The 21,431-nt window shown below is 60.4% G+C and carries 21 protein-coding genes and 4 pseudogenes; 13 read left to right on the top strand and 12 right to left on the bottom strand.

The genetic code is table 11. From position 1 onward, the window contains the following. Positions 1-6: 6 nt before the first annotated feature. Genes NKH04_RS18215 through NKH04_RS18225 form a run of 3 tightly spaced genes read right to left on the bottom strand, consistent with a single transcriptional unit; the run spans position 7 to position 2,827 of the window. The gene (locus NKH04_RS18215) at positions 7-795 is read right to left on the bottom strand and encodes an ATP-binding cassette domain-containing protein (RefSeq protein WP_353044710.1); all 789 of its coding nucleotides are present in this window, start codon (positions 793-795) and stop codon (positions 7-9) included. Beyond that, entirely contained in the window at positions 792-1,829 is a 1,038-nt protein-coding gene (locus NKH04_RS18220) for an ABC transporter permease (protein WP_353044711.1), read from the bottom strand. Before NKH04_RS18220 ends, NKH04_RS18215 begins: the two co-directional genes overlap by 4 nt. A gap of 8 nt (positions 1,830-1,837) precedes the next feature. Then, positions 1,838-2,827 (bottom strand): sugar ABC transporter substrate-binding protein, encoded by a 990-nt coding sequence (locus NKH04_RS18225; protein WP_352774054.1) that lies wholly within the window; start codon positions 2,825-2,827, stop codon positions 1,838-1,840. A 250-nt stretch (positions 2,828-3,077) separates the two neighbouring features. Between NKH04_RS18225 and NKH04_RS18230 the strand changes: the two are divergent. Together NKH04_RS18230 and NKH04_RS18235 are read left to right on the top strand one after the other, a co-directional pair. Next, positions 3,078-3,461 (top strand): annotated as a pseudogene (locus tag NKH04_RS18230) (ATP-binding protein); the annotation flags it as partial. A gap of 151 nt (positions 3,462-3,612) precedes the next feature. Next, positions 3,613-4,144, top strand: a pseudogene (locus NKH04_RS18235) (IS91 family transposase); the annotation flags it as partial. A gap of 511 nt (positions 4,145-4,655) precedes the next feature. On the opposite strand, the gene NKH04_RS18240 reads toward NKH04_RS18235, so the two are convergent. After that, on the bottom strand, positions 4,656-4,853 hold the full coding sequence (locus NKH04_RS18240) for a hypothetical protein (RefSeq protein WP_353044712.1): 198 nt from the start codon (positions 4,851-4,853) through the stop codon (positions 4,656-4,658). Between the two features lie 110 nt (positions 4,854-4,963). On the opposite strand from NKH04_RS18240, the gene NKH04_RS18245 reads away from it, so the two are divergent. Then, complete coding sequence (locus tag NKH04_RS18245) at positions 4,964-5,332, top strand: hypothetical protein (protein WP_353044713.1); 369 nt, start codon at positions 4,964-4,966, stop codon at positions 5,330-5,332. A gap of 525 nt (positions 5,333-5,857) precedes the next feature. Here the strand turns inward: NKH04_RS18245 and NKH04_RS18250 are convergent. The 4 genes from NKH04_RS18250 to NKH04_RS18265 form a co-directional block, all read right to left on the bottom strand. Then, positions 5,858-5,995 (bottom strand): DUF982 domain-containing protein, encoded by a 138-nt coding sequence (locus tag NKH04_RS18250; protein WP_502913415.1) that lies wholly within the window; start codon positions 5,993-5,995, stop codon positions 5,858-5,860. Further along, positions 5,944-6,108 (bottom strand): hypothetical protein, encoded by a 165-nt coding sequence (locus tag NKH04_RS18255; RefSeq protein WP_353044715.1) that lies wholly within the window; start codon positions 6,106-6,108, stop codon positions 5,944-5,946. The genes NKH04_RS18250 and NKH04_RS18255 overlap by 52 nt, the downstream gene beginning before the upstream one ends. 233 nt (positions 6,109-6,341) lie before the next feature. Beyond that, positions 6,342-6,734 (bottom strand): DUF1612 domain-containing protein, encoded by a 393-nt coding sequence (locus NKH04_RS18260; protein ID WP_353044747.1) that lies wholly within the window; start codon positions 6,732-6,734, stop codon positions 6,342-6,344. Then, positions 6,694-6,843 (bottom strand): DUF1612 domain-containing protein, encoded by a 150-nt coding sequence (locus tag NKH04_RS18265; protein ID WP_353044716.1) that lies wholly within the window; start codon positions 6,841-6,843, stop codon positions 6,694-6,696. Before NKH04_RS18265 ends, NKH04_RS18260 begins: the two co-directional genes overlap by 41 nt. On the opposite strand from NKH04_RS18265, the gene NKH04_RS18270 reads away from it, so the two are divergent. The 3 genes and pseudogenes from NKH04_RS18270 to NKH04_RS18280 form a co-directional block, all read left to right on the top strand. Next, a complete protein-coding gene (locus NKH04_RS18270; protein WP_353044717.1) occupies positions 6,818-7,603 on the top strand; it encodes a hypothetical protein in 786 nt (261 codons plus the stop codon). The two genes, NKH04_RS18265 and NKH04_RS18270, sit on opposite strands and share 26 nt — an antisense overlap. Positions 7,604-7,715: 112 nt before the next feature. Next, the gene (locus tag NKH04_RS18275) at positions 7,716-8,279 is read left to right on the top strand and encodes an RES family NAD+ phosphorylase (protein ID WP_353044718.1); all 564 of its coding nucleotides are present in this window, start codon (positions 7,716-7,718) and stop codon (positions 8,277-8,279) included. A 152-nt stretch (positions 8,280-8,431) separates the two neighbouring features. Next, a pseudogene (locus NKH04_RS18280) lies at positions 8,432-9,203 on the top strand (tyrosine-type recombinase/integrase); the annotation flags it as partial. On the opposite strand, the gene NKH04_RS18285 reads toward NKH04_RS18280, so the two are convergent. Next, the gene (locus NKH04_RS18285; protein ID WP_502893851.1) at positions 9,144-9,545 is read right to left on the bottom strand and encodes an RES domain-containing protein; all 402 of its coding nucleotides are present in this window, start codon (positions 9,543-9,545) and stop codon (positions 9,144-9,146) included. The pseudogene NKH04_RS18280 and the gene NKH04_RS18285 overlap by 60 nt on opposite strands. 369 nt (positions 9,546-9,914) lie before the next feature. Between NKH04_RS18285 and NKH04_RS18290 the strand changes: the two genes are divergently transcribed. From NKH04_RS18290 to NKH04_RS18310, 5 genes and pseudogenes are all read left to right on the top strand, one after another. Next, positions 9,915-10,589 carry a protein-L-isoaspartate(D-aspartate) O-methyltransferase gene (locus NKH04_RS18290; protein WP_352933758.1) on the top strand — a complete coding sequence of 225 codons (675 nt, stop codon included), beginning with the start codon at positions 9,915-9,917 and terminating at the stop codon, positions 10,587-10,589. Positions 10,590-10,665: 76 nt separating this feature from the next. Next, positions 10,666-11,768 (top strand): annotated as a pseudogene (locus NKH04_RS18295) (IS5 family transposase). Then, positions 11,765-12,109: a hypothetical protein gene (locus tag NKH04_RS18300; RefSeq protein ID WP_353044719.1), complete on the top strand. Its 345-nt coding sequence runs from the start codon at positions 11,765-11,767 to the stop codon at positions 12,107-12,109. The pseudogene NKH04_RS18295 and the gene NKH04_RS18300 overlap by 4 nt, the downstream one beginning before the upstream one ends. 158 nt (positions 12,110-12,267) lie before the next feature. Continuing rightward, positions 12,268-12,972, top strand: coding sequence for a Crp/Fnr family transcriptional regulator (locus NKH04_RS18305; RefSeq protein WP_352933660.1), 705 nt, complete (start codon positions 12,268-12,270; stop codon positions 12,970-12,972). Between the two features lie 931 nt (positions 12,973-13,903). After that, positions 13,904-14,671: a response regulator transcription factor gene (locus NKH04_RS18310; protein WP_352933663.1), complete on the top strand. Its 768-nt coding sequence runs from the start codon at positions 13,904-13,906 to the stop codon at positions 14,669-14,671. A gap of 579 nt (positions 14,672-15,250) precedes the next feature. On the opposite strand, the gene NKH04_RS18315 is transcribed toward NKH04_RS18310, so the two are convergent. From NKH04_RS18315 to NKH04_RS18330, 3 genes are all read right to left on the bottom strand, one after another. Continuing rightward, entirely contained in the window at positions 15,251-15,601 is a 351-nt protein-coding gene (locus NKH04_RS18315; RefSeq protein WP_353044720.1) for a hypothetical protein, read from the bottom strand. 622 nt (positions 15,602-16,223) lie between these two features. Further along, on the bottom strand, positions 16,224-17,063 hold the full coding sequence (locus NKH04_RS18325) for a LuxR C-terminal-related transcriptional regulator (protein WP_353044721.1): 840 nt from the start codon (positions 17,061-17,063) through the stop codon (positions 16,224-16,226). 155 nt (positions 17,064-17,218) lie between these two features. Next, on the bottom strand, positions 17,219-18,067 hold the full coding sequence (locus NKH04_RS18330) for an NAD-dependent epimerase/dehydratase family protein (RefSeq protein WP_353044722.1): 849 nt from the start codon (positions 18,065-18,067) through the stop codon (positions 17,219-17,221). Positions 18,068-18,264: 197 nt separating this feature from the next. Between NKH04_RS18330 and NKH04_RS18335 the strand changes: the two genes are divergently transcribed. Further along, positions 18,265-20,328 carry a polysaccharide biosynthesis/export family protein gene (locus tag NKH04_RS18335; RefSeq protein ID WP_353044723.1) on the top strand — a complete coding sequence of 688 codons (2,064 nt, stop codon included), beginning with the start codon at positions 18,265-18,267 and terminating at the stop codon, positions 20,326-20,328. A gap of 160 nt (positions 20,329-20,488) precedes the next feature. Then, positions 20,489-21,340: a class I SAM-dependent methyltransferase gene (locus tag NKH04_RS18340; protein ID WP_352933677.1), complete on the top strand. Its 852-nt coding sequence runs from the start codon at positions 20,489-20,491 to the stop codon at positions 21,338-21,340. The last annotated feature ends 91 nt before the right edge of the window (positions 21,341-21,431 follow it).

A 21,431-nucleotide genomic window follows, 5' to 3' on the forward strand; every position in this document is an offset into this window, starting at 1 on the left:
TCTGTTTCAGGTGACACCCATGATCATCGCGACAAGATCTTTCTGAACGCCTTGGCGTACAATCATCTCGCCGACATTTCGGCCTTGCCGCATGACGACAGCACGATCCGCCACGCGCACGACGTGGTCCATGTTGTGGCTTACGATGATGACTGACAGGCCTCGCTCCGGCAGGCGTCTTACCATCGTCAATATCTCGTCGGATTCGCGCACACCAAGTGCCGCCGTAGGTTCATCCAGAATGACCACCCGTCGGGCGAACGCCACTGCCCGTGCAACCGCGACAGCCTGACGCTGGCCACCCGACATCAGTCCGATCTCCTGGGAAGGTGAGACATGGCTGACGCTCAATGCGCTGGCATGCTGCAGCCACTGTCGCTGCTCTTGTCCAGCGGAAAGGAAGCCCAGCGGACCGAGCCAGCGTGGCCGCGTCTGCTCGCGTCCGATCAGGAAGTTGTCGGATACGGTCAGATTGTCGAAGACAGCAAGGTCCTGAAACACGGTCTCGATGCCCGATGCACGCGCGTCGGCGGGCGAACGCAGCCGCAATGGGTGTCCGTCAAGCTCGATGTCACCCGAATCCAGCGTTACGATGCCGGTGATCGCCTTGATGAGTGTCGACTTTCCGGCGCCGTTGTCGCCGAGCAAGGCAACAATCTCGCCCTCATGGAGGTCAAGCGACGCACCAGCCAGCGCCGTTACGAACCCGTAGGCCTTGCGCGCGTCCCGCACCGAGAGAACCAGACGCGCATCGGTGGCCATCTTGGAAATGCTGTCTGGCGAGGCGACACTCATTGGCTCACCTGCCTCGCACGCAGCGTTCGAATGCGGGTCTCGATGTGTTTGCGCAAGACATCGAGTTCAAGGGCCAGCAGGATGCCGACGCCGATTGCCACCGATGACCAGAACGGAGAGACGTCGAGTTGCTGAAGGCCACTGCGGATCGTGGCGATGATGAGCGCGCCGAACAGCACGTTGGTGATGCTGCCGCGACCGCCGAAGAGACTTGCGCCGCCGACAACCACCGCCGTGATGGCGTCCAGCTCATAGCCGATGCCCGAAAGAGGCGAAGCCGACCCGGTCCGACCGTGATACAGCATGCCTGCAATGCCCGCTGTGGTGCCACAGATGGCATAGGCGCTCATGGTCAACCTGTCGCGCGGAAGCCCAACCCATTGCGCGACATCGGGATTGCCACCAACCGCATAGAGCCAGCGGCCCCATTGCGTACGCCGCAACATGAGCCAGAACAACCCTGCAAGAACCAGGACCATCAAGGCGCCGGCAGGTATGCCCAGCATCTTGCCGTTTGCCAGCCAATGCACGGCGGGCGAAACACCCACGAGCGTGTTGCCGCCGCTGATGAGCAATGCGACGCCGGCAACAATGCCGAGCATCGCGACGGTGACCACGAGGGGCTGCGGAATGCCGCCTTTAACGATGAGGAAGCCGTTGATCAGTCCGACAATCAGACCAACAAGAGGATAGATGACCAGCGCAATCGAGCTGGGTTGATCGACACCGGTGAGCGTGGCCACCGTCACGACACTCAGCGCTATGACGCTGCCGACCGAGACATCGACGCCGCGAACCAGGATCACGAGGAATTGCCCCAGGCCCAAGGCGCAGACAATCGCGCTTTGGGCCAGGAGGTTCTGAAGATTGCGCACCGAAATGAAATGCGGGGCAAGCAGGCCGAATGCCACGACCAGGGTTACGAGAATTATGATCGGCCCGGCCTGCAGAAGCCATAGCAGGATGGAGAGGTGATCGCGGCGCCCCGCCGCCGGGTCGGATGATTTCCCCGCAATGTTGACGTGCGCTTCCATCGGTGGCGCTATTTCACGACGTCATCAACGTTGCCCGCCACAACGTCGGAGACCGTCTTCAGCATGCCACCCGCATTCTCCGAGGTTTGGACGGGCTGCGCCGGCACCACCACAAGCTTTTCAACGCTTTTACCGCGCACCAGGTCAGCAGTGGTGTCCGTGGCTGTTCTGGCGATCACCTCGAACGGGTAAGGGACCGTGAACTTCCAGTTCTTGTTGCCCGCAGCGATCGCCTTCAGCGCGTACTCCTGGCCGCCGACCGAACCAACGATGACATTGGAGCCGGCTGCCTCGAGCGCCTGCAGCGTGCCCTGTGCCGAGACGTCAAAGATATCGTAGATGCCGACCAGATTTGGATGCGCGTTCAACATGCCCTCGGCGATCGTGCGCGATTTCTCGGGGTCGCAACGGGCGTCGCCCTCGGCAACGATGCTGAACTTCGTACCCTTCAACGCATCCTTGAAAGCATTGATGAACGCGTCGGTATCCGCCAGGCCCGCAATACAGCGGATGACGCCAATCTCGCCTCCCGCAGGGAGTTGTTTGGCAAACTCCTGCACGACTGCCTTCTCGGCCCCGACCGGATCATAATTCACCTGCGCCGTCAGGTCGTCGATCGGGGGTGGCGCGCCGTCGAAGGACAGCACCTTGATACCTTGCTTGGTCGCATCGTTGAGCGCGCTTACCAGTTCCTTGGAGGTGGCACCGGTGTTGACGCCGATAACCTTGTAGCCTTCAGCGGGGGCGTTGACGATTTCCTGAATGAAGAAATTGACGTCGCCGCGCGAGGTGCCCGATTTGACGTCGATCTGGACATCTTCAATCTTGCCCGCCCGGCCTTTAGCGACATTGTACTGGCGAACATAGGCCTGATCGCCGAGGTACGAAAAGAGCATCAGCCCCTTGGGCTTTTCCCCTGCAAAAGCGCTAAAGGCAACGCAGCAGCCTGCCGCAAGCAAGGTCGCGACGGAAGCGTGCAAAACCAGCTTCGATTTCATTTTTATATCTCCTCCCTGGGTGTCGAGGCCCCTTCCCGATGTCAGCCTCCATCTGACGATATGCCATGTCCATCAATATGTCTATCTTCATCTAAATTATAGAGTGATTTTGTTCATTTTTAAACATAACTCGATGCCGACGCAGGTTTGCTCCGGTTCCCGATTGAACCGGTCGTGCGATAGCGCATGATGGCTGGAGGGCGAAGATCGATGGCCTTCCGCGTGCCTCTGTCAGAGGTTCGGCCAGCCAATTGCCCGTTCTCTCATCCGCAACGGCGCACGCGGGCGCTTCTTCAATGCCGTCGACCTCGTCAACAGGATCGAGACCGAACCCGCTCCGGCCGCCAGGGCCGCATTGCCGATCACCTGACCCGGCTCGACTTCGTCGTACTCGATGAGCTCGGCTATCTGCCCTTCGCTCTGGCCGGCGGGCAATTGCTCTTCCATCTGGTCTCGAAGCTTTACGAACGCACCAGTGTCATCATCACCACCAATCTCGCCTTCGGGGAAATGGCCGAGCGTCTTCGGCGACGCCAAGATGATAACCGCGCTGCTCGACCGCCTCACCCATCACTGCGAGATCGCCGAGACCGGCAACGAATCCTGGCGCTTCAAGAGCCGATCTCAAAGCTAAAGCCGAAAAGCCAATCAGCCGCGCCCGATCAGGCTGTGCAACCCCGACCAGCTCCGCCTGATCGGGCGCTTACCGGCGTGCCCTTCACCGCCCCAAAACCGGGGTCCCTTTTGCGCGAAAATATCGGGTCCCGATTCCGTGATCATGACAGACGATGCTGACGATCGCAGCCGATCCAAAACACCTCGGCGCGCGCATCGGCATCACCGCCGTGCTCCACACCTGGGGATCGGCGATGACCCACCATCCGCACGTGCACATAATCGTGCCGGGCGGCGGCATCGCACTGGGCGATAGCCGATGGGTCTCCTCGCGGCCGGCCTTCCTGCTCCCGGTGCGCGTGCTCGGCAAACTGTTCCGACGGCTCTTCCTCGCCCGGCTGGTCGCTCTGCACGACGCCGGGCGGCTCGCCTTCTTCGGATCGCTGGTGCACCTGTCCGATCGACGCGCATTCCTGCACCACCTTGCTCCTGTTCGGAAGAAGTGTTGGGTGGTCTACCGCCAAGGCGCCGTTCGCCGGGCCGGAGGCGGTGCTCGCCTATCTGTCGCGCTACACCCACCGCGTGGCAATCTCGAACCGCCGCCTGATCGGCTTCGATGAGGCCGGCGTCACCTTCCGCTACAAGGACTACCGTCGCTACGGCGCTGACATGCAGCAGGTAATGACGCTTGCTGCCGAGGAGTTAAGGGACTTCTTCGGTCGGCCCCTCTTTGGCCCGATCAATAGCCGCAAGTAATGACTGAAGGTGTGGCGGCAGTTCTGGTTCGACCCCCAGATTTACGAACGTTTGTAGGTTATGACGATAGCCATCGGAACGGATCAGTTTCCGAAACGCTTCGGAGACAGACTGATGGTCTGCTTTGTTGCTGGTTGCCATGTTCGGGGAGTCCCTTCCCAATGAGCCGCAACTCGCCCGCAACGAAAGGGTTCCATCAGGACGTCGGAATATTTAGTATAATTTCCGAGCGGGAGATCGCATAACTGGCTCGCGCGAAGACCCCCCGTGTCACCTTCGTTTGCCGCAGCATTATCCTCGCTCTTTGAACTGAAGATTTGTGTCGGTTTGGCGTCCGCGTGGCACATCGTGAACGTTGGAATGCTTCTGTCCAATGTTTGCTCACGCTGTGATGCCAACAGGGCAAGCTCTTGCGGCAGGGTGCCGCAAGGTCGCGACGAATGAACGCCGGCCCAGTTCAACCCACGTGATGTCGTTCAAAGCTGGGGGGATCGATCTCCATCAAGCGGTCTGCGGCCTCGACCGCAGTTCGTATCCTGCTGCACAGCGCGAGATTTTCGGCCAGCATTTCTTCAGTGCGTTGAAGCGCGAGCTCGGTCCGGTAGATGCGCTGCCTGGCATTGGCAACTTCCGATGTTAAAATATCGACCGCCATCCCGTGGCCGTGGGGTTCCATAGTGTCCATGGGTTTCTAATACATGAGGGGCGATATCGTTCCGTGATGTCGGGCGAAACGGCGGGCCGCAGAATATCGCTATGGGCCGAATGACCAATGCACTCCCTGGCAAAACAGCGCCAGAAACAGGCGAACGGCTTCGGCCGCTCTACCTGCCACGGGCAAAGGCGATCACGGTCCAGAGGGTCATTGATCTGTTCAGGCACGACTACAGCGCAAGCGACGACACACTCAGGCGGCTGGTGATCAAGCACCGTCTTCACGATCAGACAATGCCCGGCGCTCCGTCGAGAATAAGCGCTCCCGGTTTGGCTATGGCGCTCGCCGGCGATGATGACGCACTTGCGCGGTTGAGGCGGGACGATCGCGAGCACCCGCACAACTCGGTATTTCAAGCGGCTCGGCATCCCGCGACCCTGACCTGTTATCAAAAATTATGGTCGCGGCGACTGTCCTAAGTAGATGTCGCGGCCCGACAGGGCCCCATACATGCCCATACGTGCGGAATTCCTCGACGAGGCCGCGCATGCGATTCTCTTGCCTCGAAACAGGGGCCGGAGATTAACGGGAATGAGGTTTATCGGTAGTCACCCCTGGGCCGTAATCGATTGCCTGTCGGATCGAGGCCGAGCAGCTTCAATTCCTCCAGATCGAACACTGAACTACTTGACCCGTTGCCTTCTCTCACGAACTCTTTCGAAAACACGCGATGAAGACCGAGTGCGCGCGATCCAGCTTCGCCCCTCGCAACGAAATCGGGAGGGCCGACATGCGTTTGCCAGACAAAGTTTGGTGGGGCAGGTTTCCACGTAACTTTTGATCCGTAGGCCGCTTTGCCCGGAGCGGTGATATGTCCACGTAGAGTGCAGATCCGCGGCTCCAGCCTTCTCGCGCAAGGATTCGGCGTCTCCGCATGATCGACGCAGGATGTTTGCTGCAAGAGTGATGCATGATGGACAGTGGTGGGGCACGCATTGACGATGTCAGGCGTTCAGGATTTTCGCTTCCTTGGCGGCGCTGAGAAATGCCACGCGCGCTACATCCGGTGAGCTGCCGCCGCCGAGAACCTTCATGCATGCATACGAGCCTGGATGCGGCGCGCGGTTTCTCCAATGGGCCAGCGGTAAAGCAGCATTTCGGCGGCTTCGCGGGTGCTCGAACCACTGACTTTGCCCGAGGACAGCAAAACGGTCACGGGCTCTTCGAACGTGCCGACATCTCGTTCGCAGGTCATATGCTGGTCTCCTTTCGCAAACCTCCCCAAGACTTTACCGGTGAACCATCCGTTCCGTTGCGTCACGTTTGTCCCGGTAGGCGAACATTGTGAGGATGGGCTTCGTCCACCCCCTCATGCCTCCTCTCATAACCGAGGGGGTTAGTTCTTCATCTCGTCAGGGGGTCAGTTTCTCAATTCGGGCGACAGGCGTGTCGGAGCGGCTCTTGTGCTTGAGGCCGGCTCGCGAGGAGCTATGGTCGGAATTGGGTGACGCGGCCGATCAGGCGGCGCGGTGATCCGGTGTCGCGGACTGTGCGACACCATTGGTGAATTTGACGCCGGCGATGTCTGAGCAGCTCAAGCGTAAGGCGACAGTATCGAGGTATCTGCACGGGGGGAGGCACGCAACGCTCGATGCGGATTTGCTGGAATGGATTATGCGGAGGCAGCTTCGAGTTGCCGCGCCGGCTCCTGGTGCGGCGCAGCATCTGTTCCCGCGCCAACGCCGGCCGGTCATGTTCCTTTAGGCCGAGCGCGGTGGCTTCAGTAAAGGCGTCGACAAATGCCAGCAGGCGTGTGGTCCGGTCACGGTGACGCCGGCGCTCACGGCCGATAACGTGCAGGCCGCTGTTGAGCGCCAGCAGGTGGGGCCGTGGTCTTGCGGCGCTGCCGCAGCATGCGAGCGACTAGAAGGGTGCCGAGCCAGGGTTGATGCTGGAGTGGACTGATGTCTTCCCAGGCGTCCGAGAGCATCGCAGCAACACCACTTGATGAGATCGGTTATCGTGCTATATATGTAATCATCCTCACCAACCCAGCGGAGTGGAATATTATGGCACATACCAATGACACCATTGAGCTATCGGGATTTGGCGCGCTCACCGGAACTCCGAAGGAGGTTGGTGATCAACTTGATCGGCTGACTGCAGAGCAAGTCATAGCACTAACGTTCGAGCATGGGAGTGAACCTGCAGTTCGCGCCCTTGCGGACACGGTCGTCAGCATCGCGCCTCTGGTCCGTACCATCCTGATGAGTCGCCAACGTGAAGCCATTAACTCAATAATCGAGGCCCTGGTCCCTCAGGTGCCGCCCCCGCAGTACATGCTTGTCGAGGCGCGGATGACGGCCGAGGCGAGAAAGGCAGTGCTGGAGAGCGGCGATTGGCTGACCGCTCCCCAAATCGCCAAAATGGCTGGGTTCAGCACAAGCAACCTGAGTGCGCAGCCAAACAAGTGGAAGAAAGAAGGCCAGATCTTTGCAGTTCGGCATCGGGGCGTAGACTATTTCCCTGGGTATGCTCTGGATTCCGCCGCTGGATATCGGCCTATCAAAGCGCTCGCTAAGGTTCTGAGCGTCTTACACGAGAAAAAGGACGACTGGGGGCTCGCCTATTGGTTTGCATCGGTCAATAGCTTCCTTGGGGGCAAGCGTCCGCAAGATGTGCTCCCTGCGCAACCCGAGCGCGTTCTTGCGGCCGCCGAGGATGAGTTGGTAGGCGCACTCCATGGCTAAATCAAAGATTGGACGGGGACCTGGGATTCCAGTTCCCGTTCCATCGCACGATTTGCAGGATATCATCACCCGAACGATATGGCCGGCGGACCAAGTTATCCATCGTATCCATTTGAATCTCTATGCCGGCGTCGAGTTCAATCCAGGCCTGAAAGGCGATGCCCGTTTCAGCCCGATCAAGAATGCAACTGGGGCCAATATCCCAACTCTGTACGGCGGCACGACCTTTGACTGCGCGGCGATGGAAACCGTCTTCCACGATGTGCCATTCGCGCCGGGCCTGAAGACCTACGACAAGGTGAAACTGGCGGATCAAGTCTATTCGCAGGTGGCGCCGCAGGGCGAATTGGTCTTGGCTGATCTGAGCGTCACAGCGCTGAGGAAACTCGGCATCAAGCGCAGCCAGGTCATCGACACCGAGAAGGACCGCTACCCAGCAACACGCCCCTGGGCTGAAGCCATTCACGTACAATGCCCAGATATCCAGGGACTTTGCTGGATTTCTCGGCAGGACGACCGGGCTCTCGCCGTGATGCTGTTTGGCGATCGAATTCCGGCAAGGACGTTGGTGCAGTCCGGCGTGTCGCTCGATTTGACCGGGAATTCTGACGTCTATTCCGAATTGCTCGAACTCGCCGATCGTATCGGCGTAAAGATCGTAGGCATCAGCTTCTGATGGCGGGACAGGAGATCATGGCAATTCTGGGGGCAGCAACGAGGTAGTCGCTGACCTCCCCAGCCGCGCCTTCCGGCAACCGTCTGATCAGAGTGTGCCGTTGCGGTCATGGCCGCGCCGAAGGCGGAGGGACTGTTGCGGGTAAAAGCCGTCCGTATGCGCCGTGCACCGTGCGCTGGCGGCTGTCGAGCTGTTCGACGTGATTCAATGGCGCGGTTTGCGCGGAAATTTTGCAGCCCCGGGGCCTGCAGAGCGCGATCAAACGGGCGGTGCGCGCCAGGCCCGTCCGCGGCCGCAAGAGCAGGAAGGCTGTGACCGCCGATATTCTGGCCGCCCTCTTGAAACATGCGCCGGTGACCGTCTCGTCGACGTCAGGGATCGCGCGATTCTCATCACGGCCTTCGCCTGCAGCGGCCGGCGTCGCAGCGAAATTTCTGCTCTTCGCGTCGAACAGCTGGTGACGAAGACCCAGTTCCGGCCGATCCCAACGCTCCCGGCACGATAAATTGCCGTGCCTGTCGATACGGCTCGGCCGCACAGAGACGACGCAAGCCGACAGCGACGCTTTCGTGCTGCTCGTCGGCCGGCCTGTGCTGGTCTTGAAGGACTGGCTGGAACGCGCCAGGATCAGCGACCGCGTCGTGTTTGGCGGCATCGACCACTGGGCAATCTCGAAGCGCGCGTCCTGACGCCGCAGGCCGTCAATCTGATCCTGAAGCGGCGCACCGCCGAGGCCGGGCGCTCGATCCGGAAGCCTTCTCCGCCCACAGCTTGCGCTCCGGCTATCTCACCGAAATCGCACGCCGCGGTATTCCGCTGCCCGAAGCCATGCAGCAGTCGCAGCATCGCTCCGCGCAGCAGGCCTCAAACTATTACAATGACGCGGAACGCACGCTCGCGCGGGCGGCGCGGATAATCGCCTGAGTCGCAATTCGATCCGACCCTTGCGGCGTTAGCTCCAGACAATTGGTTCCGAGGCAGCCGGCCTTCCGGATCGATCACCTTGACCTGGTGCGGGAGCCCCTCGCCCCAGCTCCATAGCACGAGGTTCTGATCGGATGTGCCGGCACCTGGGGCGAAGCTGGGCACGAGAATGCCGAACTTGCCTTCAGCAACCAAGCGGTCGTGGATGCTCCATGACGGCGGCCGTTTGCCATCGGCGAGAAAATCCATCCAGGCACAAGCCATATCTTCGAACTGGGCGTCGGCCTGGCCTTGCGCCGTCCTCAGATCGACAATGTCGCCCCCGAAACCGGCCAAATGCACGCACAACGTCCAGTTCTCCCGATCGGCCGCCCATTGGCGATCCCCGCGTCTCGACCGAGGATCGGGCGACCGACGCCCGACGAGGTCAAGGCGGCTGGCTGCCGCCTCGCCCACCAGGAGCACGGCTCCGGCGCCTCGCCCTCCCGGCCGGTGCTGGCGAAGCTGATGCGCGAGATAGCCGCATGTGGGACACACCGCTATGGGGATATAGCGCCCAGAATCTCCAGGGTCGCCGCCGGCGATGGCCTGCCAAGATGGTCACCCACGCTTGCCCTTGGCACCCGTAATGGAAACGATGGCGGGCGCTACCGTGACGAACGGGATATAATGCTCACCGGCAGCAAACTGGTTGAGGAAAGCCCCACCGTCATGAAGCCAATGAACGAAGAGCACCTCGCGGTCCTACGCAGGCACATGGTCGAGATGATTGCAATCCATACCGATCTTGCAAGCGAAGAACTCGGCAAGGCGGCGCTCGATGAGCGGGTGATGGCAGCGATGCGGCGAGTGCCGCGGCATCTTTTCGTGCCAGCCTCGGTTGCACCTTATGCCTACCAGGATATGCCGCTGCCGATTGGCTTCGATAAAACCATCTCGCAGCCATTCATCGTCGCTCTCATGACCGATCTCCTTGCTCCCCAACCGCACGAGGCGGTGCTCGAGATCGGCACTGGCCTGGGCTATCAAACCGCAATCCTCGCGGAACTCGCCGGGCAGGTTTGGAGCGTAGAAATCATCGAGGAATTCGTAAGCCGTGCGGAGGCTCTCCTGCAGGAGCTAGGCTTATCCAATGTCGGCATTCGTGTCGGAGACGGGTCTCGCGGCTGGCCCGAGCACGCCCCATTCGACAAGATCCTGGTCACCGCGGCGGCTGAGCAGACACCGCCGGCTTTTCTGAAGCAACTCAAGCCGGGGGGACGGCTGGTTCTGCCTTTGGGATCTAAAGAAGCACAGTTTCTGACTGTCATCGACAAGGATGCGGCAGGACAGCTCGAGACCCGGAAACTCATCCCGGTTCGGTTCAGCCGGCTCGAAACCGTCTAGCAGGCTTTTGAAAAAGGCCCTCGCCACCGGACCGCAGCAATGATTCACTGGCTCCGAAGGGATTCGGAGATGACGAGTGCGCGGCGGCGGCGATCGAACTGGCGAACTTTTCAGCTACGTGGACCTTGAGGTCCGGGTTCGGCGCAATCATCCATTGCGGGCGATCCGGACGATCGTGACTGAAGCCCTGTCGAAGCTGGAGCGTGAGTTCGCGGCGCTATATTCGCCGATCGGACGGCCATCTATCCCGCCGGAGAAGCTGCTGCGGGCGATGCTTTTGCAGGCGTTCTATTCGATCCGCTCGGAGCGGCTTTTGATGGAACGGTTGGAATACGACCTCCTGTTCCGCTGGTTCTCGGCATCGGCGTCGACGACGCACCCTGGGACCATTCGGTGTTCTCCAAAAACCGTGACCGGCTGCTGGAGGGCGATATCGCGGCGAAGTTCCTGGCGGCCATGCTGGCGCAACCCAAAGTCAAGAAGCTCCTGTCCACGGATCACTTCTCGGTCGACGGCACGCTGATCGAGGCCTGGGCTTCGATGAAGAGCGTCAAGCCAAAGGGCGGCCCAAGCGGCGGTCATGGCGAACCGCCGGCAGACGGCGGCGGATGCAATGCGGAAGTGGACTTCCACGGCGAGAGGCGATCGAACGAGACGCATACCTCGACTACCGACGCCGACGCCAGGCTCTACCGCAAAGAGCGGGGCAAGGAGGCCAGGTTGTGCTTCATGGGACATGGGTTGATGGAGAACCGCCACGGCCTGCTGGTGGAAGCCTGTCTGACGCTGGCCGACGGACATGCCGAGCGGGTGGCGACCCTGCACATGATCGAACCTCGTGCCGACCGGCCGCGGGCGATCACGCTCGGTGCCGACAAGGCCTATGACGCAGAGGACTTCGTCAACGAGTTGCGCTCGATGAAGGTGACACCCCACGTAGCGCAGAACACGAACGGCCGTCGTTCGGCGATCGATCGCCGCACCACGCGCCACGGTGGCTATGCCGTCAGCCAGCGCATCAGAAAGCGCATCGAAGAGGCGTTCGGCTGGATCAAAACCGTCGCTGGGCAGGAGAAGACCAAATTGCGCGGCCGCGACCGCGTTGGGTGGGCCTTCAGCTTCGCGGCCGCCGCCTACAATCTGGTGCGGCTGCCCAAGCTCTTGGCGGCGTCGAAATGACCGCGCCCGCAGGCTGCCAACTGATCGGCCGCTGGCGGATCATCGAAGCCGATCTGTGGGATCGCGGTTACCTGAACCTCGGTGGGCCCGCAACCATCGCCATCGGACCCGACAACAACGGCGAGATCGCCTTTGGCGCCCTGCAAGCGGGTCTCGATCTGAGCTACAGGCCCTCGATAGTTCACTTCACATGGGCCGGGTGTGACGAGATGGATGAAGTCACAGGCGATGGCTATGCCGCATTGCTCGACGACGGCTCGATCGAGATCACATTCGCCTACCACAACGGCGACCAGGCCATCCTCAAGGCAATACGTCAGACTTCTTCAACAGCCTGCTAGTGAGGTGCGACAACTGGCGCGACCGCGCTTTTCCGACCGTCAATCTACTTCATTCAAACAGACGAGGACAGTAGGCCATCCTGCCTCTACCGTAGGTGGTCCTTCTGTCGAACTCGTACGGGAGTAATTATTGTAGGTTGTGCGGAAATTGAAGCAACATGCAAACACTGTTGCAGTTCATACACTCGCATCCCGTAGGGGGGACATTCTCGAAGGACGATTGGGGTAACAACGATTTTCTCGGTGTTACCGCAAGAATTTACAAACCCCATTCCGTGATATGCCGCCAGGATGACAATAACGATGGGATATTCATCGTAAAATCGGGTTGGGCCCTCCTTTACCGCGGACTACTGGACGGAGAACGGCAGATCATCGACACTCCTCTGCGGGGGGACATTGTCGGTTTCCGTTCCGTGGACGGACCTCGTTTAGCGTCCCTGGCGTCCATAACCGAACTAGCTGTTTATGAAATTTCCAGCAAGAAACTGGTAGAGGCCATCTTGTCGGAAGGCCGGCTCGGCAAGACTATCGCCTGCTCCCTGGCCCGCCTGAACGCCATCCTTACCGAACATCTCATGAATGCCGGGCGGCGGAACGCGATGAGCCGCACCGCCCATTTCCTGCTCGAGTTGGAGGAGAGGCTCTCGATCGTTGGCCTGTCGGCCCATGGACGATATGAGTGTCCGCTTACCCAGCACGAATTGGCCGACATCCTCGGAATGACCACCGTTCACCTCAATCGGACGTTAAGGGAACTCCGCAAGGCCGATCTCGTCGCTTTCAAGGCAGGTTATGTAGAGGTGATCAACCGCAAGAAGCTGGTCAAAACAGCCGGATTCGACAGCGAGTATCTCAGGTAAAGGTTATTCCCTCAGCTCGGGTTCAACCGTCTCTAGCGGGGTTTTCGCGTCGCCCCCCTGCGGCGCGGTGCTGGGCACCAGCGCATAGACCATCAGCAAAATTTCTGCTGGAAGACGACAGTGCGCCGTCGCTCGGGCAGTTCCAGACGATGTCCGGGCTGGCAGTTGGCTTACCTGGCCGCAGTCTATCTTGACGAGGGCAGCCGCAAAGGCCCGATTATCATGACCGACGGCACCATGGCCTATCGCATGAGGAGAAGGTGCTGCCGAAATGCGCGTAAGCTGCCCATAAACGGCGGCAGATACAGCCGGGTGTTCTCGGACCTAAAGCGCTTGGCCACGGATGCCACGAACTGCGCCCTGGTCATGCCAATATCCACCTTCAGGAATTCTCGTCCGCAATCGCGAGGAACTACCGATCCTCCCTTCGAATAGCTGCTGGGCTTGGGGTTTGGCTGAGCGGTCCCATCCTGAGAATGGCATCATCGCGTACCCGGTTAGTCAACCTCGCAGAGCTATCCCACCTCTTGGCATTCCTTAAGCGGTCGGGAATCATTTCAACGGTTGGCACATGGCCAAAGGGATTGAATCTGACCGGACCCGCGCGTCACGATCGAACTCGCGCGGAGCTTCAAGGCGGGGGTGACGCGGTCTCAACACATGTCCTCAGGCGACCGTCGAGGCGAAATTTTCTAAAAATTAACTTATGTTAGAGAACGCTTATAAATAGACGATAGGCTGCACAAGCTGTTCTCGGCTAGGGGCGAAGAACTGCTGAAACTGCTGGTGAGCTCACGCTTTCACAAGGGCTGGGTGTTCAATCACAAGCGCATTCAAACACAGGGCAGCGTATTCAAGCTTTCAGATTGCGAAGAATGAGGGGTGTTTTGGCAGCCGCAACGCGGCCTGTGCGAAAAGATTGGGGAGTGACATGGGTTCCACAGCAGGACGGCGTAAACACACGGCCAAACGGTCAGGAGTGCTGTCCAGCGGAACGGAAAGTGTCCACGGCCAAGCAGGCAGAGGATGCCTCCTCATCCTGGACGGACGGGCTCTAGGCCGCGAGTGTCTCGCATCGGCTCTCGCGGACCACGAACTCGGCATGGAGATCGCCGCCGTGGGTTCGATCGATGAATGGCGCGTGAAGAAGGGCTCGGCACCTCCTCTTGCAGCCATACTCTTCAACCTTGGCGGCCGAAAGATCACCGATCAGGGCATCGCAGACGAGATTAGGCATATTTCGTCCGAATTCAAATCAGTCCCTGTGGTTATCCTGGCCGACACTGAAGATCTTGCACACATACTGACCGCTCTCGAATGCGGCGCACGCGGCTACATTCCGACCTCGGTCGAAATCGACGTCTGTGTCGAGGCTATCAACCTCGCGGCAGCGGGAGGCATCTTCGTCCCTGCGAGCAGTGTCCTTTGCATGCGCCACCTGATAGGTTCGGATAGCCCCGACACGCAGCCTTTGAAAGGCATGTTCACGCTCAGGCAGGCCGAGGTCGCCCAAGCGCTCCGGCGCGGAAAGGCGAACAAGATCATCGCCTACGAACTGAACCTGCGCGAAAGCACTGTGAAGGTCCACATCCGAAATATCATGAAGAAGCTGAAGGCGACCAACCGCACGGAAGTCGCCTACAAAGTCAACGATCTCTTCGCGGAAGGAACTCCTGCCGAAGCGTATCCCAAGCAATAAGACGGCCACCTCGGGTGAATCCCGGCGGGCGGTCTTAGTGAAAGTCGGGGGATCTCCGTTGCAGTGAGTGGCATCCGGGAGCCGCCCGAGATACAGCGGCCCCCGCCCCAGTGGGGTTCGTTGCCCCGAGCTTCCTGATAGTATGCTGTAGGGGATTTTGGCGGGGAGCTCCGAAGCGCCCGGCTTCGTCGCGATGATGTTGTTCCGCAGTCCTATTGAAAGCTGTTCCAAGGGCGCAGTGTCAGAGGCAGTGGTCCGCATGCGGCCGCAGAAGCTCTCGGCGCTCGACCCGACGGCAAGCCGGCGTAGACATACCGTCCCGTGTTCCTGTAGGACATTCAGGCGTGGAGTGCTCATGCCGCTCTGGTCGTCAGCTTCACCCGCGACGAGGCGGCTGTCATAAGGTGACGGCCGTCTGACAAACGGGTCTAGGTCCCGCCGAAAGGCTTCGCGGAGACCTGCACAGGGCGGCACGCAAAGCCAAGACGATTCCCGCCGACAGGAAACTTGCCTCGCGGACGACCGATTGAGAAGGGAATGCGCGACTTCCGCCAGGCGGGAAGCTGACCGCAAATCGGGTTAACTTTCTGCCGCTGAATCCGCCGATCCATCTGCACTGTCAGGGAAAGTGTGTCTGGCCACCCATCTTATGGCTTCTTCGATCGTATCGAAATTCTTGTGCTGCCCGCTCAGCAGCCCGAAGCCTGTCTCGAGGAACCATTTGCCCTTCGTGGAGTAGGCTTCCTCGTCGATCTGAGTAAGGACCGCGACCAGTTGATCCCAATGCCACACCAAAACCCCGGACTCTCCGCCCTCGACCGTCCCGATCCGCGCTTTCTTGAACGAAAATCCAGGAGCAATTTTTGTCTTGTCCACTTTGATGAATCCCTCAACTTCAAAATGGATAGTAGAAACGATCGGCTTGCACATGGCTAGTCCTGTACTATCTGTGCTAGTTCTGTACCTATCTGTGCTTGTAGATGTCTTGTTGCCGGACCGCTGTAGAATAACTAGTTAAGCAGATCGCACGGTGAGTTCAAGGCCAACTCCATTTTTCGACGATCGCCCCGTAAGTTTTGCGAGAGAATGTTCGCAAACTGCTAAGTATTTTGCCTTCCGGAGCGTGAAAGCCTCGGCGAAATGCTCGGGTGCCATTCCATCCAGCGCAACCTCGCAAGCCCAGCGAGTGTCTGGCGGTCGAACCGTCCTTGGAGCGCCGCGTTCCGAAGTGCTTGTCGAGGAGCTCGATCTTGCGTTCCAGCACGTCGGCCGTGAGCGGCACGTAGGCACTGGGGTGCCAAAGGTCGCCGTCCCATTTCAGGGCGGCATTCGAGCACCAGATGATCGCGGAAGACGTTCTAGGTCAGTTGTTTGAACCTCCCGGGGGCCTGATGGGCATCGAACTTGGCCTGGGTTGGCACCACGTCGCTATGAACCCGTCATCTGTCTGCGAAATCCGCGACGGCAATCACTAAAGGCCGGGTTGAGGTCCGGTTGGAGGGTCCACCTCAGCGCCCCATTGCGATCCGTCGCTGTCAAGACCCGGAGGCGGTCACACAGGATGAGTGTTCTTGAGAAGGTGGTACTCGGTTTGTCCTTCAAGTAGCTCTTGCGGATGGTGAGAAGGCTGAGTAGCCATGTTTTCGGTCCCTGACGGGCCTTTGCCAGGAGCGGAAGTGAGCATACCATGGTTCATCGCCCAAACTGCAGCCTGGGTACGGTTGCCGACCCGAATCTTTCGAAGGATGGCCTTCACGTGTACCTTCACCGTCGCTTCGGCGATGTTAATCTTGCGCGCGATTGTCTTGTTAGACTCCCCTCCGATCAGGCAACGTATAATACAATCTTCCCGAGCTGACAGCATTGATGGTTCTCGATCAGCGTTCTCCATTGCAAGAGCCACATTTGTAACCTCATGTACTGCTAATTCATCATATTTTAGACCATGTCTTATGTCCTGAATAAACGTCGAAGTTTCCGCAGGTAGAACCGTCTGCCCCAGCATAACCAATTCGAGAGCTTTGATGAAGGTGTCGTGAGCGGCAACTTTTGTCAAATACGCGTCGGCCCCCGCGCGAAGGGCTGAAACTATATCGTTGGGTCGACAGTGATCGGCTAGCGCAACGACATGGCTGGTCGGATAAATCCCTTTAAATTCTGAAATTTGCGCAAATCCAGCATCTGCATCAATACGGTCGACATCCATGATGAGCAAGATGGACCGGTGCTTGGGCAGCGGCTTCTGCAGAAGGTCGTGAACACAAGCCGCAGAGAAAATAATGCGAAACTTTGCTGCATCCAGAATTAAAACAAGGCCCTCTCGGAGTAACTCACTTTGGCTGACAAGCACTGTTGTGAAAGACTTTGTGATTATCAAGGATTTCGTTGTCATCGTGGCCTCTCCTGACGCGATTGAGGTAACGCGCGTCTCGCAAGGTGCTCCTCGCATAGTTCTTTCTTGACCATGTTACCTTACGCGAGGAAAACCCTAGACAAGAACACCCTCTTTAGGCGTAGGGTAGCTTCGTCGAGGGCTACCCCGGATTCTCAAGTTTGAGGGCTTGGTGAGGGATGCGAGCCCTGGCTTTCAGCCGCTCCGGGCGGCAGCCAGCACCATCGAGGCGACGGATGCGCGGGCCGCGAGAGTTGCCGGGGTTGGTCTCCCGTGGGGCGTGGGTGGTGCCGCCGGTCTGGCGCGGGGCGGCGCGGCGTGTCAGGCGGGAGAACCGCGGGCGAAGGGGCCGCGCCGCGACCAGCCGCCATTTTGGGATGACGGCGCAGGCCGAGGAGAAGGCGATCTTGACGCGGCGCGCGCTGATCCTGAGCAGCGCCCGAGCTACGTGCCACAGCTGGCAGTGGCAACTGGGTGTCGGCCAAGGCGATGCGGCGCAGCGCGCACAACAGCACGGATGCCTCCGGGCATCGAAATAGGCGGTGGTTTGCCGAGCCTCTCCTTGCACCTGCGGTGAGCAATAGAGGAGTTGCCTGGCGCGGCCCCTGGGGCGGCCGATATCGGGGGCAGCGCTGCCGGGAAGTCCTCTGGCAGGGGCTGGAATTCGAGCCTTGTGAGATCCGGCGAGAGAAATGATAAGGCGGGCCAGTTCTGCTATTGCTACCTCGATAGTGTTGCCAAGATTGCGGCTTCGTCGAGGTCGCCTCTTCATTCATCAGGCGAGTCAAGCCGTCGATCAGGTCATCGACATAGCAGAATGATCGGCTTTGGGACGAGGAGCCGGAGATCGTGATCGGCTCGTTCTCCAGGCCTGGACGACGAAGTTGGAGACGGCCCAGCCATTCTGCGAACGCATGTTGGGGCCGCAGGGGATTCGAGACGCTAAGTCGGACCGCTATTTCCGGCTCTTCGTTGCGTTCGATCGCGTTTGTCGCGTTTGCCATCAAAGAGGTTCTCCTTCAGCACAGCAATCTGCTCATTGGACGAGTTCGCCGGCGGGGTGTTTATCCGGAAGGAGTGCCTACAAAGGGATAGTTGTGCCGCTGGCGGTGAAGGGTCACGATAAGGCAGAGCCTTCCTCGTCGACCGATGCTCGGCAGTTCGGGACGGGCTGGCCACTTGAAAGTGAAAGCCACGCGCCATGGCCATGGATGCAAAATACACTCCCTCGTCACAGGCGGCCGACCGCGGGGGATGGAAGGTCGTCCTGCTTGTCTTCGGGCTCTCCGGGCTCGCCGCCCTGGGAGGGGCCGCGGTCAAAAACTGGGGGGCAGGAGCAGTAGGAGCAATCGAAGTTCTTTCCAGAGCCGTGGCACAGAAGGTCAACGATGTCTCCGGACCCGTGGTGCGGGAGGTCGAGGATGCCTCTGGGGCCGCGGCACAGCCGGTCAAGAACGCCTCCGGGGCCGTGATGCAGAAGGTTGAGGACACCTCCAGAGCCCTGGTGCAGAAGGTCGAGGATGCCTCCGGAGCCCTGGTGCAGAAGGTTGAGGACGCCTCCGGAGCCCTGGTGCAAAAGGTCGAGGATGCCTCCGGAACCCTGGCGCAGAGGGTTGGGGATGCCTCCGGAGCCGTGATGCAGAAGGCCGAGGATGCTTCCGGACCCGTGGTACAGAAGCTCGAGGACATCTCCGGGGCCGTGATGCAGAAGGTGTCTGCTGCCATCGATAGCTGGCAAGAACAACCGGTTCAAACCACGGCCGAATCCTCCCGCGCCCGCGCGATCGTGCCGGGACCGGATGCGTCGGCCGCGACGTTCGTCGAACGGAGCGCCGCCCCTGCCGTCCCCACCATTGCCGGGCACCCCCAAACCCTCGGCAAGGGGCCGGATGCATCGGCCGCGGCAATGGTCGAGCAGAGCACCGACCCTGCCGTCGCCACCAATGCCGAGCGCCCCAAAGCCCTGAGTAAGGCGCCAGACGTGCCAACCGGAGCCGTGTTCGGCGTCGGCGACCGCCTTAAGGTCGCGTTCTACGAGCGCGTCGACGTCGAGGAAGACAAGTGGGGGGCCGCATCCTCGGGATTGCGCGGCATCCTGCAGCGTCCGGAACTGAGCGGCGAATATATTGTCCAAGAGGACGGCACGATTTCCGTGCCCTTGCTGGGCTCCATTCCGGTCGCCCTCAGGTCGACGCAACAGGTACAGGCCGACCTAGTGGAAACCTTCAATCAACTGCTGGGCCGCAAGGGACTGGTCAATATCCTGCCGCTGGAGCGCCCGCCCGTTTACGTGCTGGGGCCGGTCAAGAATCCAGGCTCGTTCAAGTACGCGACCGGCATGACGATCCTGCACGCGATCGCACTGGCCGGCGGACTCGATCGGGCCGAGAGCGAGCCGTGGCAGAAGATCGAAGCTGTGCGCGAGACCCAGAAGCGGAGCGGGGCGATCGATGCCATGTTGAACTTGCTCGCGCGCGCGGCGGTTCTGAAGGCCGAGCGCGACGGTACGGCACCCGCTATCCCGCGCCAGTTGCTGGAGCTGGCCGGCGCGACCGAAGCTGCGAACCGTGTCGACGAGCAGAGCGACCGGCGCAAGGGCATCGCCACGGCCCGCAAGGATCGCGAGCGCGCGACCATGCGTGCACTGGAGGCGGCCAGGCAGGATGTTGTCGCTTATGGGCGCATGGGGTCGCTCGACGAACTCGTCAAGCTACGCCAGCAGCGTGTCAACAGCATGCGAACGCTCGTGGACCGCAAAGTTCTCAGCATAACAGTGATGGATCAGATCCAGAGTGAGTTGTCCGACGCGGAGCAGCGTAGGCAGAACGCCCTCAACCAATACGCAAGCGCCAAGCAGCGCCTCGCTTCGCTGGAGTCTGAGGTGTTGCGAGCCCGAGCCGACCTCAGGAACGATCTGGAGATCGAGATCGAGAGCACGCAGAGCCAGATCGCGGCCAATGTGCGCGAGTTGAACGTCAGCGAAGGCGTCCTGTACGCGTTGCCGGTGACCCGCGCCCAGTTTGCGAAGGATGCGAACAGCTTGACCTATCGAATCGTGCGGCAATCGGCAGCCGGGCCGGTCAGCATCGAGTCCGGCGGGATGACCCTGTTGCAGCCAGGCGACCTCGTCAACATCATCGAGGGCGAAAACGAGCCAAGAGAGCCGGCCGGTTCACCGGTCCCACCCCCGTCGCCTACTGGCGAGAGCTTGCCGGCCGCGTCCAACCCCAACGACGTCGAGCCTGCCCGCGTGGTGAGAGAGTAGAGGATCGGTCCGATTTGATGCCCACAGCAAGGGTGATTGTTCTGCACGGGAGGGCCCTTGCGCTGGGCCGCTCAGCTGCCGGGTCGACCTCGCCGGCCGGGTCGCCAGGATCTCATCGGACTCGGCCCCAAGAAGCGGCCAAATCGAATGGGAGCACGTGTTGACAAAGTTGAAGCCTGACTATGTTGCGATCCAGCGGCGCTGGAAGGATACACGGCAACCTGAGCGCCTGATCGCGCATTACGAACTCGAACGCCGGCTCGCGGATCGGCTGCGGGCCGCTTGCCGCGACGAGCGCTCTCGACTCTATCCCGAAGTCTATTCGGAACTGTTCAACAGCCTGCTGGACCATCCGCAAAAAGCCGCCGTCGGCTCGCGCCCGGACCGGATCGCGAAACAGGTCAGGGTCCTCAAGCCTCTGATGGGGCGCGGCGACGTGTACCTGGAGATCGGCTGCGGTGACGCCTCGCTGCCCCTCGCGATGTCCGGGATCACTCGTGAGGTGCTGGGCCTCGATGTCACGGACGCCCTGGTGGATTTCGCCGCCGCTCCGGCCAATTTCCGCTTCCTGAAGACGGACGGGGTCGAGATCCCGCTCGCGGACAACTCCGTCGATCTGGCGCATTCGGACCAGGTCATGGAGCATCTGCACGTGGAGGACGCCGAGGCTCAGCTCCGGGAGATCCACCGGGTGCTCAGGCCCGGGGGGCACTATGTGTGCACGACCCCGAGCGGAGTTACGGGGCCGCACGATATCTCGGTTTTTTTCGACGAGGTGGCGACGGGCATGCACATGCGGGAATACGACTACCGCTCACTGCGCGCCCTCATGCTCCAGGCCGGCTTTCGGCCAGTCGAGTTCCCGCTGGTGGTCGCCGGATATTGGCTCGCCACGCCGCCCTACCGGCTGCTGCACGGCATCGAACGGGCTCTGCAACGGCTTCCGGCTCGGTTGCGGCGCATTCAATTGGCCGGCATCCTGATGGGCATCACGGCAGTTGCCACCAAATAATAGCGCCTGACTCGGGACGTGGGCGCCGGGACTTCCAGGACTTGCCCACCAGGGCGGGACTTCCGTACAGCATCAGGTACCACGAAGTCGC

This window comes from Mesorhizobium sp. M1365, assembly GCF_040317865.1.
Taxonomy (GTDB): Bacteria; Pseudomonadota; Alphaproteobacteria; order Rhizobiales; family Rhizobiaceae; genus Mesorhizobium.

What these genes read in the sequence shown, in the direction of transcription:
- NKH04_RS18265 (WP_353044716.1), bottom strand. Translation starts at nt 6,843, where the DNA reads ATGCTCTCGGACGCCTGGGAAGACATCAGTCCACTCCAGCATCAACCC.
- NKH04_RS18240 (WP_353044712.1), bottom strand. Translation starts at nt 4,853, where the DNA reads ATGGCGGTCGATATTTTAACATCGGAAGTTGCCAATGCCAGGCAGCGC.
- NKH04_RS18335 (WP_353044723.1), top strand. Translation starts at nt 18,265, where the DNA reads ATGGCCATGGATGCAAAATACACTCCCTCGTCACAGGCGGCCGACCGC.
- NKH04_RS18225 (WP_352774054.1), bottom strand. Translation starts at nt 2,827, where the DNA reads ATGAAATCGAAGCTGGTTTTGCACGCTTCCGTCGCGACCTTGCTTGCG.
- NKH04_RS18290 (WP_352933758.1), top strand. Translation starts at nt 9,915, where the DNA reads ATGAAGCCAATGAACGAAGAGCACCTCGCGGTCCTACGCAGGCACATG.
- NKH04_RS18305 (WP_352933660.1), top strand. Translation starts at nt 12,268, where the DNA reads ATGCAAACACTGTTGCAGTTCATACACTCGCATCCCGTAGGGGGGACA.
- NKH04_RS18310 (WP_352933663.1), top strand. Translation starts at nt 13,904, where the DNA reads ATGGGTTCCACAGCAGGACGGCGTAAACACACGGCCAAACGGTCAGGA.
- NKH04_RS18300 (WP_353044719.1), top strand. Translation starts at nt 11,765, where the DNA reads ATGACCGCGCCCGCAGGCTGCCAACTGATCGGCCGCTGGCGGATCATC.
- NKH04_RS18270 (WP_353044717.1), top strand. Translation starts at nt 6,818, where the DNA reads ATGTCTTCCCAGGCGTCCGAGAGCATCGCAGCAACACCACTTGATGAG.
- NKH04_RS18325 (WP_353044721.1), bottom strand. Translation starts at nt 17,063, where the DNA reads ATGACAACGAAATCCTTGATAATCACAAAGTCTTTCACAACAGTGCTT.
- NKH04_RS18315 (WP_353044720.1), bottom strand. Translation starts at nt 15,601, where the DNA reads ATGTGCAAGCCGATCGTTTCTACTATCCATTTTGAAGTTGAGGGATTC.
- NKH04_RS18215 (WP_353044710.1), bottom strand. Translation starts at nt 795, where the DNA reads ATGAGTGTCGCCTCGCCAGACAGCATTTCCAAGATGGCCACCGATGCG.
- NKH04_RS18245 (WP_353044713.1), top strand. Translation starts at nt 4,964, where the DNA reads ATGACCAATGCACTCCCTGGCAAAACAGCGCCAGAAACAGGCGAACGG.
- NKH04_RS18330 (WP_353044722.1), bottom strand. Translation starts at nt 18,067, where the DNA reads ATGGCAAACGCGACAAACGCGATCGAACGCAACGAAGAGCCGGAAATA.
- NKH04_RS18220 (WP_353044711.1), bottom strand. Translation starts at nt 1,829, where the DNA reads ATGGAAGCGCACGTCAACATTGCGGGGAAATCATCCGACCCGGCGGCG.
- NKH04_RS18255 (WP_353044715.1), bottom strand. Translation starts at nt 6,108, where the DNA reads ATGACCTGCGAACGAGATGTCGGCACGTTCGAAGAGCCCGTGACCGTT.